Genomic DNA, 12762 nt, shown 5'->3' with positions numbered 1-12762 from the left:
TGTGATTTCAAGATTATCTGTATGAGTAAAACCCCTTTTCAGGATCAATTGAAACAATTAAGTAAACAGGCTAAGGCGCAACGGCAACAACAGCAGGAAGAAGCACGCCAGCAGCAGCAAAGTCGAACTGAAGATATCGATTTTGCTAAAGAAATGGGAACGTTGGTGACACCGCTGAAACCACGCAATCAATTTCAGCATCCGCGCAATTCATCTGCGATTAAGATCAGGACCAAATCTGCTGATGAGTTAATCGATGATAGCAGCTATTTTTATATTGGAGATAGTCAACAGGATGAAGCACCAGCATTTTTTAGTAAAAATGGTCGGGGTAAGCAGGATATCCAGCGTTTACAAGCTAAACATTATCCCATTGTGGCGTATGTTGACTTGCATGGATATCGGCAGGATGAAGCACAGGAAACACTCAATGAATTTATTGAGTATGTTCAACAACATGGCGTGGTGGGTGAGATCGTGCATGGTAGCGGATTGGGGTCAAAAAATTATCAGCCAGTATTAAAAAATTTAGTCCGGCGCTGGTTGATGGAGCATCCGCAAGTTCTGGCTTATGCTCAACCGAATGAGCGCAATGATGGTGCGGTGTATGTATTGGTGAAAAGAAAACAACGACATCCCAATACTGATCAATAAATTTAGCGGTTTGGGCTAATAATTGTTTACCTATTTGACCAAAACACGCACAATATGGGTCAGCATGAAGACAGCATAAAGCTAAATTTTATTATCTGCAGATGTTCAATCAAGCTTTCTGTATTCATGAGCCGTATTTAATCCATTTAAATGATGTAACAAACCAATTCATGTCAGAACTTAACCACAAAAAACGCCTGCTTTCGCAGCGAGAAATAGAACTTGCCCGAAATACTTTGGGCAATGCTATTGATTGGCGTAAGGTGCAAATAGCCGACGGGGCATGGTGGCTGCTGCACCCCGATGCTGCTATTACTTGCGGAAATACCATTGTGTTTCCCTCGGCGCATTATCAGCAGGACTTTAGTCAAAGTGATGTTGAAACACGGGCTTGGTTTATTCATGAGTTAGTGCATGTGTGGCAATATCAGCATGGCTATCCTTTGTTATTTGCTGGTGTTTGTCTCGCTGTAAGAGGAGGATATTATCAAGCTCGTGGCTATACCTATCCAGCATTGAATACCATCAACGCCTTTAGAGACTTAAATATGGAGCAGCAAGCAAGGGTTGTTCAGCACTATTATCTGGCTCAACAACATGATCCACGTTATTTATCCTGCTTGCCCGAATTTCGCCGACTTCTGAAACCATTTTTTCAAAACCCTGATAACCGCCATCTATTGCCTCGTCAATTTTGAGTTTGTTTTTGCCAGGCATGTCTTTAGCCAATATTCCCGAACTGGATGCGGCAACTGTTATAATTAGCCATTAATTTTTCCGTGAATACAGACCATGTCAGAATGTGATGAAGTTTTAGTTAGTCTCAAAACAGTACAAGATTTTTTTCGCTATGCAGTCAGTCAGTTTAATCAGGCTGAGCTCTTTTTTGGTCATGGGAATGACAATGCCTATGATGAAGCAGCCTATCTGATTCTGCATACTTTGCATCTTCCCTTGGACACTTTAGAACCATTTATGCAAGCGCGCCTGTTAACGGATGAAAAAGTTCGGTTACTGCAATTGATTCGTCGCCGAGTTGAGGAGCGTATTCCGGTGTCCTACCTGACCCATCAAGCATGGCAGGGTGAATATGAGTTTTATGTCGATGAACGGGTAATTGTGCCGCGCTCATTTATTTACGAGCTTTTAGGGGAACCATTAAAGCCGTGGATTGAATATGAAGAGTTGATCCATAATGCCTTAGATCTGTGTACTGGCAGTGGTGCATTGGCCATTCAAATGGCTCATGTTTATCCCGAAGCCACCATCGATGCGGTTGATATCAGTCTGGATGCGCTCGAAGTGGCTGGAATAAATGTGGAAGCCTATGGTCTGGAAGACAGGATACATCTTATTCACACAGACTTATTTACCGGCTTAGAAAAGACTTATGATCTCATTGTCTCCAATCCTCCGTATGTAGATGCAGAGTCGGTGGCAGAACTTCCAGAAGAATATTTACATGAACCGGAACTGGCATTAGGAAGTGGAATAGACGGATTAGATATCACCCGCCAGATTATTCAGCAGGCAGCGAAATATCTTAATCCACAAGGGGTGTTATTGGTTGAGATAGGGCATAATCGCGATGTACTGGAACAGGCATTTCCGGAGCTGCCATTTACCTGGCTCAATACCAGCGGCGGTGATGGCTTTGTCTTTTTGCTGACGCGCGAAGATTTACTGCTGAGCTGAGCAAAATAGATTGTGCCAATGAATTAGCATTGATGGATTTACCAGGTACTAAAAGGTCGCTTAACCAGATTGTTGTTGTAATAGCGGGGGTCATGTGAAACTTCTTTGCCAATCCATGCGGGCAAATGTAGAACCTGATCAGGCGAGAGCAATTCTACTTCGGCCATTATCAATCCCTGATTGGCGCCTAGAAATTCATCAATTTCCCAGACAACATCATCTACAGGGATGCGATAGCGATATTTCTTGATTATTGGTTGCTCAGCCAGCTTCTCCAGCATCATCTGGGCATCAGCTAAAGGAATCGGGTATTCAAATTCACTTCTACTGATTCCTTCAGTGAGCCCTTTAATGGTTAAGGTAGCTTGATCGTGTTGAATGCGTACCCGAACAGTGCGATGCTTGTCTGTAGATAGATAACCTTGACTAAACAATATGCCACTGGCTAATTCTCGCCATGCATTGCCATTAACCAGAAATTTGCGTTCAATTTCTTCTGCCATTTACCTTCCTATATTGATGTTCAATTCTAGTGAGTTAGCCACCACTGAATTTTTAATGCTGCACAGTTGGTTTACGCTTTGCATTAATAATTTGAGTAATTGAATAATCATCCGTTGCAAGAGACAAAATAAAGTCAGTGTCAACAAGATGGAACTTGTCATTGCGACTATGCAAATAATGATCATAATGCAGTTTGAATCTTAAACCAAATTTTTGCCAACATGGCGGTAAATTTTAATCTAACCCATTGGTCGTTTTAACTGTTGATGTTTGAAGAAGAGCAGCATAAAAAAAGCGGATGGGTTTCCCATCCGCTGATCATGCTGAATGAATGCAGTGCTTAGGCAAAAGTCAAAATACCATCTTGTGCGGTAATCATGATGGTACTACCTGGAGCATAATCACCAGCCAGTAACTCTTTTGCCAATGGGTTTTCGATTTCAGTCTGAATAGCGCGTTTTAACGGACGTGCGCCATACACCGGATCAAAGCCCACCTGTGCCAAAGCATCTAAAGCAGCATCGTCAACCTGTAAATGCAAATCCATGTTTTCTAACCGCTTGCGTAATCCCGCCAATTGAATATTGGCAATGGCACGGATATTGGATTGATTGAGACTGTGGAAAACCACCACTTCATCAATTCGGTTAATGAGTTCAGGACGGAAATATTGTTTCACTTCTTCCATGACTGCTGCTTTAATTGCTGCATAGTCTTCCGTATCCATTTTTTGGATTTCCTGACTGCCGATATTCGAGGTCATCACGATAACTGTATTTTTAAAATCAACTGTTCGTCCTTGACCATCGGTTAACCGCCCATCATCCAATACTTGTAACAAAATATTGAAAACATCTGGATGTGCTTTTTCAACTTCATCTAAGAGCACCACACTGTAGGGATTACGGCGGACTTGCTCTGTCAGATAACCACCTTCTTCATAACCGACATAGCCGGGAGGCGCACCGATGAGTCGGGCGATAGAGTGTTTCTCCATATACTCAGACATATCGATGCGGATCAAATGTGATTCACTGTCAAACAGAAAAGTTGCCAGCGTCTTACACAGTTCGGTCTTACCCACACCAGTAGGACCTAAAAACAGAAAGCTGCCATAAGGTTTATTCGGGTCAGCCAGACCAGAGCGCGAACGACGAATCGCATCGGCGACAGCACGTACCGCTTCATCCTGACCCACCACGCGTTCATGCAACACTTGCTCAATTTTAAGAAGTTTTTCGCGCTCACCAGCCATCATTTTAGAAACAGGAATGCCAGTCATGCGCGAAACGATTTCTGCAATTTCTTCTGAGCCGACTTTAGTACGCAGCAACTTATTGGGCTGCTCACTAACCTGACCATTATCGGCTGCCTGTAACTGTGCTTCCAGTTTTGGTAACTCTTCATATTGTAGCTTAGCTACCTCTTCCCATTTGCCTTCACGTTTGAGTGCATCCATTTTGATTTTTAAATGATCAATCTGTTCTTTAATGGTCACACTGCCTTGAGCTTTGGCGCGTTCGGCTTTCCAGATTTCATCCAGATCGGCAAACTCGCGTTTCACATTGTCCAGTTCTTCATCCAGCAATGCTAAACGTTTCATACTGGCTTCATCAGTTTCTTTCACTAAAGAAGCACGTTCAATTTCTAACTGTATTTCACGGCGTTTAAGTTTATCCATGCTTTCAGGCATAGATTGACTTTCCACCTTGATTAAAGACGCGGCTTCATCAATTAAGTCGATGGCTTTATCCGGTAAAAAACGATCGGTAATATAACGATTAGATAATTCAGCCGCAGCCACAATGGCCGGATCGGTGATTTCCACACCATGATAAATCTCATAACGTTCTTGTAAACCACGCAGAATGGCGATGGTGTCTTCAACCGTCGGTTCTTTAACCAGCACTTTCTGAAAACGACGCTCCAGTGCAGGGTCTTTTTCAATGTACTGCCGGTATTCATCTAAAGTAGTGGCACCAATACAATGCAATTCACCTCGAGCTAAAGCAGGTTTAAGCATATTACCTGCATCCATTGCACCATCAGCTTTGCCGGCACCCACTAACGTATGTATTTCATCAATGAAAATAATCGTATTACCTTCATCTTTAGATAAATCATTGAGCACCGCTTTTAAGCGTTCTTCAAATTCACCGCGAAACTTAGCCCCAGCGATCAGACTGGCGAGGTCAAGCATAAGCAGACGTTTATTACGCAAAGAATCCGGTACTTCATTATTCACCATCCGCTGAGCCAGACCTTCCACAATGGCCGTTTTACCCACACCAGGTTCACCAATCAACACAGGGTTGTTTTTAGTGCGTCGTTCTAGCACCAAAATTGTTCGACGAATTTCATCGTCACGACCGATCACTGGATCCAGTTTGCCGGCACGTGCGCGCTCAGTTAAATCAGTAGTATATTTTTTCAACGCATCGCGCTGATCTTCTGCATTTGGGTTATCCACGCTTGCTCCTCCGCGTACAGCGTCAATGGCTGTGTTTAGTCCGTCTTCAGTGGCACCTGCCTGTTTTAAAATCCGCCCACATTGTCCGTTTTCTTGCACCGCAGCCAGTAAAAATAACTCACTGGCGATATAAGCATCATTGCGCTTGGCGGCCGCTTTATCCATTAAATTTAAGATATGCTGTAATTCAGTGCTGGGAAGGATTTCACCACCTTGTCCGGATACTTTAGGCAGGCTGGATATCGTACTTTCGATTTGCTGTTTGACTTGCGAAATATTGACATTGGCTTGCGCGAGAAGGGCAGAGCTGCCACTATTGGGATCGTCCATTAAAGCTTTTAACACAAAAATCGCTTCAATGTAGCCGGCATCCTGCGCTAAAGCCATACTTTGAGCATCTTGTAATGCTTCTTGAAATTTAGCGGTTAGTTTGTCGAATCTCATTAAATTTCCTCCAGAAGATTTTGTTGTTATGAAATATATGGGTCTGGGAAAATTAATGTCAAGAGAGAAAATAAAAAAAACTTATAGGTTTGTAACACTATAATTTTTATATACTTTTAACAAAGCAGCTGTAGCTCAAGTAAAAGCTTTGTTATCAATAAAAAATAAATAAAGCTAAAGAGTGGCCGTCTTAATGGTAAATCTCTTTTAAGGATGTTTACTCGCTAGCAAACGCAACCTGAATTAATCTAGCGCCTAACGCCAAATAGGCTAAAGCATTAGTAACATTTGGTCTGATCTCATGGCATTTTTAACTGCATACCATGAGAACAAATATTGGGAAGGAATAGATTAGCTACAAAACAACGCTTAATTTGTTTATCTCCTCATTGGAGCAACTTCAGTTTCACTGGTTTACCCTAACTACGCATTAAGATCGATGCGGTATAAATTCAAAATTATCCTTCATGGCATCGGTGCAGGGTATTTGCGGCAGTCACTATGCTAAGGCAAGTTGATGATAAAGCTTGAACAATGGTGATAAGAAATTATTGAAAACTTAAGCATAAGCTGTCTGCGATTATCGAGGTTGACGACAAGGTTATTTGATTCAAATGCCTGTGTATTAAATTTACATAAAAGAATAGGCAATACATCATTTATTCAAAGAGAATGTAAATTTAAATTTTGTCAAAAGTCAATATATCCGGTTAAGTTTGCACATGATGCTGCAATAAAATTAAAGTAAATCTGATAGATAGTTTATATATTTTTTTTTGGGCTAAAATTTGAAAGTAAAAGCACTGCCTGCAAAATTTCACAAAAAATGTGAGTATATCTGTGGATAACTCTAAAAAATATAGGTGAATCAAACCGAACATGTATTGCATAAAAATTAAGCAATTTATGCTATATGATTATATAATCATTCATGCTAAACAGACGATTAAGTGTTTAAAAATTACATATTATCTAATAATAAAAGATTTCTGCAAACGCATTTCTCTGTGCAACCAGAATGGCAAAAAATCAGAATTAAATGAATGATGCCGGCGCCATATTGCGTTAATGGGCGACTTAACTCATTTGAATGCCACGATAGATTGATGGTTGCGGATTGAGGGAATAAATTTAACCTAAAGATATGGTTTTTTTAATAGCTTATGTCTGCTGCTGTTAAGCTAGGAATTGAAACAATACGGGTAAAGACCTAAAGCAGGATAAGACTTATTTTGAACGGGGGTTTGAGGCGTTGATGATTCTCATGCTGGATAGAGCCATAGCCAAAAGATGGGATTGAAAGAAGATAGCAATAAAAAATAACCTAAAAAGATCATTTAGGTTATTTTTTATAGGGCTAAGCACTGATAAAAGTACTTATAAATATTTTGGCGGAAGCGGTGAGATTCGAACTCACGGTGGGCTATCAACCCACGACGGTTTTCAAGACCGTTGCATTAAACCGCTCTGCCACGCTTCCGTCTTTGAAGAAGTCGAATATTAGACGAAAAATAAGGTTTTGCCAAGTGATTTATTCAAGCAAATGCGTGATTGAAGGCTAAGTAATTATTTTTCTATTTGAAATAGTTTGGTTAATCTAATGAGCATCGCGCAAATAGACCCATTCATGCTCGGTTGAAGTGGCTTCATAGAAATAATAGCCTGCATAATCAAAGTCTTTAAGTTGTTCAGGTTTGCTCAATTGATTTTCCGCAGCAAAACGCATGAATAAACCGCGCGCACGCTTGGCATAAAAACTGATGGTTTTATACTGTCCATTCTTCAGATCTTTGAAAATGGGGGTAATGATTGGGCAGGATAGCTGCTGCGGTTGAATGGACTTAAAGTATTCCTGTGAGGCAAGATTGATCAAAACATCATCATTGACCGCGTGCATATTTTTTTTAATGGTTGCCGTGATGCTGTTTCCCCAGAAGTGATACAAATCCTTGCCTTGATCATTGGCCAGTTTAATGCCCATTTCCAGGCGATAGGGCTGGATCAGATCTAAAGGTTTTAATACGCCATACAGACCGGATAAAATGGCGGTATGCTGCTGCAGATAATTTAGCGCTTGGGGTTCTAAAGTACTCGCTTGCAGACCGGTATAGACATCGCCATTAAACAAATACACGGCTTGAGTGGCATTTTCTGGTGTAAACGGCAAATGCCAATGATGATAACGGTCAGTATTGAGTAATGCCAGTTTATCCGAGATGGCCAAAAGTTTAGCCAGCTCATGCGGAGCCATTTGTTGCAAAATTTTAATCAGTTGTTGGCTTTGTTCCAGCAATTGTGGCTGAGTATATTCAGTAGTAGGGCTTTGCGCTTTGGCATTTAAATTTTTGGCTGGTGATAAAACAAAGTACATTTTTTTCCTTTAAAATAATTGCCATTAACGACACTTAAAAATAGATTAATCTGTTTGGTTTCCCTGTGTTGCCGCAACCTGATCAGTTAAACCCATCATATCACGTGGTTTAAAATTACACGTTGTTGCCTTTGATCAATCAAATATGCACAAGGCATGAAAAGTCAGATCAGCATAAATTAAAGTTTGCGGCTATCTATACATCTTATCGGGGCAAATTGATAAAAACCAATCTATTAAAATACCTGAACCCTAAAATATCAAAGATAAGATCTTAGTCGATCAGGATTGAATGATAAATTTTTTTTCATAAACTAATCATGTTGGTTGATTAAGCCAAGACATGGTGGTGTTAGCAGCATTTAGCCGCCAGATAAGTTATGAAAAGCCTGAAATAAAGCGCGCAGATATAAATGATCCTGTCAGAGAGATCCTGTTTGTAACACACCGGCAATTAAAGTTGATCTTATATTTAACCATTTACTTTTTGCTAGGCTTGGCACGAATGTGCCTTAATTGCTGGCATAGCAGCCAAAAGGCACAGGCAAGAAAGATGGGTAAGATCAAGATAAGAATTTGGTGAGGATGGGGGATCAGTGTTTTATCATGATGATGAGAAATAGCCCTTTTTAGCAGCGGCAACATAAATTTTTTCTAGCATTAAAGTGCGGTCTAGCTGAGCAGGCTGATTTGCATAATGTAACAAAAAAGTGGACAATTCTTTACTCTAACGATCAATTATATTTCTCATGCATTATGTCTACATTGCCTCTTCATCCAGCAACACTCGCTATCCGCGGTGCCAAGGAACAAACCGAATTTAATGAACACAATTCAGCCTTATTTCTGACCAGTAGTTTTATGTTCAGCAGCGCTGAAGAAGGAGCGGCGCTTTTTGCCGGTCAGCAGAGCGGATATACATATAGTCGAACCAGTAATCCTACGGTTGCGGCATTTCAAAATCGGGTAGCCCAATTAGAGCAGGGTGAAGCTGGGCTGGCCACTTCAACCGGAATGGCCGCCATCAACGCTGTTATGTTGGCTTTATTAATAACCGGTGATCATTTGATTGCCAGTAAAAGTTTATTTGGTACTACTGTGGGGCTCATAACCAATATTTTGCCTCAGTATGGTATTGAAGTCACCTTCGTGAGCCAAACCGATCCTGACGAGTGGGCTGCGGCAATACAAACAAATACTAAAATGTTGTTTGTCGAGTCTCCCTCTAATCCTTTAAATGAGCTAGCGGATATTGAAAAGCTGGCAAATATTGCACATGAGCATCATGCTTTGCTGGTGGTGGATAATAGTTTCCTCTCTCCTGCATTACAGCAACCCTTACGCTTGGGAGCCGATATATCGGTGCAGTCAGCCACTAAAGCGATAGACGGACAGGGACGAGTAATGGGCGGAGTCATCTGTGCTAGTGCCGCGATCATTGAGCGCATCTATCTACAGGTTCGAACGACCGGTGAAGTGCTGTCACCATTCAATGCATGGGTACTCTTGAGTGGGTTGGAAACCTTATATGTGCGCATGGAGAAACAGTGTGCGAATGCATTGCAGCTTGCCCAATTCTTGGCAGCGCAATCTCAGGTGGTGAAGGTGCATTACACGGGTTTAACTGATCATCCGCAACTGCCTCTGGTACAAAAGCAGCAGCAAGGTGGTGGAACGGTGGTGGCGTTTGAGTTGCGAGGTGGTGAAGAAGCTGCGTGGCAACTAATCGATAAAGTTGCCTTATTCAGCAAAACCGCCAATCTCGGCGATGTCAAATCGACCATTACCCATCCATGGACGACGACTCACGGACGTATGTCACCAGAAAGTAAATTGGCAGCCGGCATCCAGCCTGGATTGGTTCGCTTAGCGATTGGTTTGGAGCATGTTGATGATTTACAAGCTGATTTGCAGCAGGCCTTAACCGCGCTTGCTTAAGTCAGTGGCGATCCATCAGCTGGAAGATAAAATTTCCATTTCGATGAAAATGACATAAATAGCCGAGTGATGGTAAGATCGTTTCTGATTGTTTTTACATCCAGATAGCTTGCTCCAGCAAAAATGTAAACTCGGCTCTGATGAACTCCAATATACTTGCCGTTAAATGGGTGTCTGAAAGGGTGCTTACTGATTAATTAGGCATCCTAAAACTTGCATGAATGCTGTTGGGTTAAGTGAAACTTGAATTCAGAGCAAAAAAACTATATTTTAGTAGTTGTAGGCAAAATATAAAGGAAACCACAATGAGTAATGACTTGATTTTAAATGTATCTGATGCGGATTTTGACAAAGAAGTGATTCAATCTTCTGTACCTGTATTGGTGGATTTCTGGGCATCATGGTGTTCACCTTGCAAAATGATTGCGCCAATCTTGGAAAGTTTGGCTCCAGAATACTGTGATCGCCTAAAAATTGTTAAAGTTAACGTTGAGGATAATTCTCAAACGCCCGCTAAATTTGGTATTCGACAAATTCCTACGTTGATCATTATCAAAAATGGTCAGGTTGTGGCGACTAAAGTAGGCACGCTAAGTAAAGGGCAGTTAGAGGCATTTATTAACGCATCAATCTAATCTGCAAAATATGCATTTGACTTAATTAGGATTTCATTTCCTGGTCAGTCTGATTAAAACCTGCATAGCATATGCTATTCAGGTTTTTTTCTATTTTAAACTGGTTCAGCGATGACTGATGGCAATTTATTGCCACCCACAGAGGTTTTTGTTTCGCCTGACCGCATACATGGCTCAGTCTTAGCCAATCTTGTTAAAGCACTTTGCCAAAATGAGTTAAGGCTTTTTTAATGGTACCGAAACAAAAGGGTTGTAATTCATTTTTTTTTCAATATTATTGAAATTTCAGTCATTTCTTTACTTTATCTTTTGTAATATATGTTAATATAGATATGAAAAGGAATATTAACCCTTAATTATTGAGTCATACTGGAGGAGGACCAATAAAGGCGGGGTTGAGGGGATTACCCATGTTGCTGATGAATGATTTGACCAGCTATAAATGAAAATAAATTTATTTATGGGATTAATTATTTATTACTTGGTAATTTAATGTAAATTCTTATTTATAAATAAAATTTAATTTTGTCGAATTATTGAAAACTTTATCATCAATGGGTGTTTTTAATTTTACATTCACTATTTTCAAAAATTCGATGGTTAAGTTAATTTGAGTTACGCACACTTTAATAAAATTAAACTTAAAATAATGTAAATTTATTTTTTTTCATACAGGAATAGAAAACTTCATTCATCTATACACCTTTTTGCCCCCTTGCTAATATAAATATGCTTTATTTAGCTTTTTCGAAATCAGGATCACGGAAAGTGAGAATATTATGAATCCTAATAAAACGATTTCTCCAACCGGCGGCGACCAATCCAAGCAACTGAATACGATTTTTATTGTCGCTTGGTTTACTTGTACGATCTTCTATTTTGTACAGTATGCGCTGCGTTCGGCACCAAGTATTATGCAGCAAGAAATTATTGCTACGTTAAATATTTCCAGCATTGAAATGGCTGGTATTATCGGGCTGTATTTCTATTCTTATGCATTCTTCGCATTGGTTTCAGGCGTATTACTTGACCGTATTGGTCCAAGATTCACAGCTTCGTTAGGAATATTACTGGTGGTGGCAGGGTGTGTATTGTTCTGCTCCGGTACGGTTTTCACTGCACAGACAGGACGTTTCCTGCAAGGCGCAGGTTCGGGTCTGGCCTTTACTAGTGCGGTATTTTTGGCTACCAGAGGCTTTCCCAAAAAATGGCTGGCTACTGCGGTGGGCATGACCCAATGTTTCGGTATGCTTGGTGGGTTCATGGGTCAGGCTGTGGTCTCTCCAATCATTAAGAATAATGTGATGAGCTGGCAGATGTTCTGGATGGTGGCTGCTGGTGTATTGGTGGTGATCTTCTTTGCTTCAGTGTTCATTACTCCGCGCACACGTGAAGGTAAGGTGAACTGGGGCGGGTTGACTCAACCTTATTTAGTGGTTTTGAAAAATCCGCAATCCTACGTTTGTGCCATTATCAGCGCTATGATGTTTATGCCTACTAACGTCGGCAATATTGCTTGGGGCAGCCAGTTTTTGATTGATGGATTAAACGCTGATCCTCATGATGTTGCATTGCGCTTGGCTATGGTGCCGTTAGGCTGGGTGATTGGTTGTCCGATTCTTGGCTATATCTCTGATAGTATTGGTCGACGTAAACCAGTTGTATTAGGCAGTATTATTATGATGTTAATCACCGGTGGTGTGATTGTTTATCTGCCAAATATTGTACCGAATTATTTAATGGGCTTGTTGCTCGGTGTAGCGTCTGGCGCAGCAATGATTCCTTATACCATGATTAAGGAAGTCAATCCGGATGAAGTTAAAGGTACTGCTACCGGTGTGATCAATTTCATTGTGTTTGTGACCAGTGCCATTATGACCAATCTGTTTAATATCCTGATCAGACATTTGACTGAAGTTGAAGGTGGTCAGTTAAATCTGAATGTATTCCAGAAAGCAGATATGGTTTTTGTCGGTGGCTTAGTTCTGGCATTTGTTTTAACCTTGATTGTTCGCGAAACAGGCAGTAAAGCCAAAGTAGCATGACAATTC

At 40.8% G+C, this 12762-nt stretch carries 9 protein-coding genes and 1 tRNA gene; 6 read left to right on the top strand and 4 right to left on the bottom strand.

Annotation, left to right across the window (positions count from 1 at the left end; genetic code table 11):
• Window positions 1-21 precede the first annotated feature (21 nt).
• From J3U68_RS06355 to prmB, 3 genes are all read left to right on the top strand, one after another.
• A complete protein-coding gene (locus tag J3U68_RS06355; protein ID WP_267375560.1) occupies window positions 22-654 on the top strand; it encodes a Smr/MutS family protein in 633 nt (210 codons plus the stop codon).
• Window positions 655-824: 170 nt separating this feature from the next.
• Complete coding sequence (locus J3U68_RS06350) at window positions 825-1352, top strand: eCIS core domain-containing protein (protein WP_267375559.1); 528 nt, start codon at window positions 825-827, stop codon at window positions 1350-1352.
• 94 nt (window positions 1353-1446) lie between these two features.
• On the top strand, window positions 1447-2349 hold the full coding sequence (prmB, locus tag J3U68_RS06345; RefSeq protein ID WP_267375558.1) for a 50S ribosomal protein L3 N(5)-glutamine methyltransferase: 903 nt from the start codon (window positions 1447-1449) through the stop codon (window positions 2347-2349).
• A 38-nt stretch (window positions 2350-2387) separates the two neighbouring features.
• On the opposite strand, the gene J3U68_RS06340 is transcribed toward prmB, so the two are convergent.
• The 4 genes from J3U68_RS06340 to yaaA form a co-directional block, all read right to left on the bottom strand.
• The gene (locus J3U68_RS06340; RefSeq protein WP_267375557.1) at window positions 2388-2852 is read right to left on the bottom strand and encodes a CYTH domain-containing protein; all 465 of its coding nucleotides are present in this window, start codon (window positions 2850-2852) and stop codon (window positions 2388-2390) included.
• A gap of 341 nt (window positions 2853-3193) precedes the next feature.
• On the bottom strand, window positions 3194-5767 hold the full coding sequence (gene clpB / locus J3U68_RS06335; RefSeq protein ID WP_267375556.1) for an ATP-dependent chaperone ClpB: 2574 nt from the start codon (window positions 5765-5767) through the stop codon (window positions 3194-3196).
• A gap of 1389 nt (window positions 5768-7156) precedes the next feature.
• Window positions 7157-7247, bottom strand: a tRNA-Ser gene (locus J3U68_RS06330).
• A gap of 117 nt (window positions 7248-7364) precedes the next feature.
• The gene (gene yaaA / locus J3U68_RS06325; RefSeq protein WP_267375555.1) at window positions 7365-8138 is read right to left on the bottom strand and encodes a peroxide stress protein YaaA; all 774 of its coding nucleotides are present in this window, start codon (window positions 8136-8138) and stop codon (window positions 7365-7367) included.
• Between the two features lie 756 nt (window positions 8139-8894).
• On the opposite strand from yaaA, the gene J3U68_RS06320 reads away from it, so the two are divergent.
• From J3U68_RS06320 to J3U68_RS06310, 3 genes are all read left to right on the top strand, one after another.
• Window positions 8895-10076, top strand: coding sequence for an O-succinylhomoserine sulfhydrylase (locus J3U68_RS06320; protein WP_267375554.1), 1182 nt, complete (start codon window positions 8895-8897; stop codon window positions 10074-10076).
• 305 nt (window positions 10077-10381) lie between these two features.
• The gene (trxA, locus tag J3U68_RS06315; RefSeq protein ID WP_267375553.1) at window positions 10382-10711 is read left to right on the top strand and encodes a thioredoxin; all 330 of its coding nucleotides are present in this window, start codon (window positions 10382-10384) and stop codon (window positions 10709-10711) included.
• 779 nt (window positions 10712-11490) lie between these two features.
• Window positions 11491-12756, top strand: coding sequence for an MFS transporter (locus tag J3U68_RS06310; protein ID WP_267375551.1), 1266 nt, complete (start codon window positions 11491-11493; stop codon window positions 12754-12756).
• Window positions 12757-12762: the final 6 nt, after the last annotated feature.

The sequence above is a fragment of the Snodgrassella sp. B3882 genome, assembly GCF_026535915.1.
Taxonomy (GTDB): domain Bacteria; phylum Pseudomonadota; class Gammaproteobacteria; order Burkholderiales; family Neisseriaceae; genus Snodgrassella.
This window is presented reverse-complemented; position numbering and strand designations above follow the sequence as displayed.

What these genes read in the sequence shown, in the direction of transcription:
- J3U68_RS06355 (WP_267375560.1), top strand. Translation starts at nt 22, where the DNA reads ATGAGTAAAACCCCTTTTCAGGATCAATTGAAACAATTAAGTAAACAG.
- J3U68_RS06350 (WP_267375559.1), top strand. Translation starts at nt 825, where the DNA reads ATGTCAGAACTTAACCACAAAAAACGCCTGCTTTCGCAGCGAGAAATA.
- prmB (WP_267375558.1), top strand. Translation starts at nt 1,447, where the DNA reads ATGTCAGAATGTGATGAAGTTTTAGTTAGTCTCAAAACAGTACAAGAT.
- J3U68_RS06340 (WP_267375557.1), bottom strand. Translation starts at nt 2,852, where the DNA reads ATGGCAGAAGAAATTGAACGCAAATTTCTGGTTAATGGCAATGCATGG.
- clpB (WP_267375556.1), bottom strand. Translation starts at nt 5,767, where the DNA reads ATGAGATTCGACAAACTAACCGCTAAATTTCAAGAAGCATTACAAGAT.
- yaaA (WP_267375555.1), bottom strand. Translation starts at nt 8,138, where the DNA reads ATGTACTTTGTTTTATCACCAGCCAAAAATTTAAATGCCAAAGCGCAA.
- J3U68_RS06320 (WP_267375554.1), top strand. Translation starts at nt 8,895, where the DNA reads ATGTCTACATTGCCTCTTCATCCAGCAACACTCGCTATCCGCGGTGCC.
- trxA (WP_267375553.1), top strand. Translation starts at nt 10,382, where the DNA reads ATGAGTAATGACTTGATTTTAAATGTATCTGATGCGGATTTTGACAAA.
- J3U68_RS06310 (WP_267375551.1), top strand. Translation starts at nt 11,491, where the DNA reads ATGAATCCTAATAAAACGATTTCTCCAACCGGCGGCGACCAATCCAAG.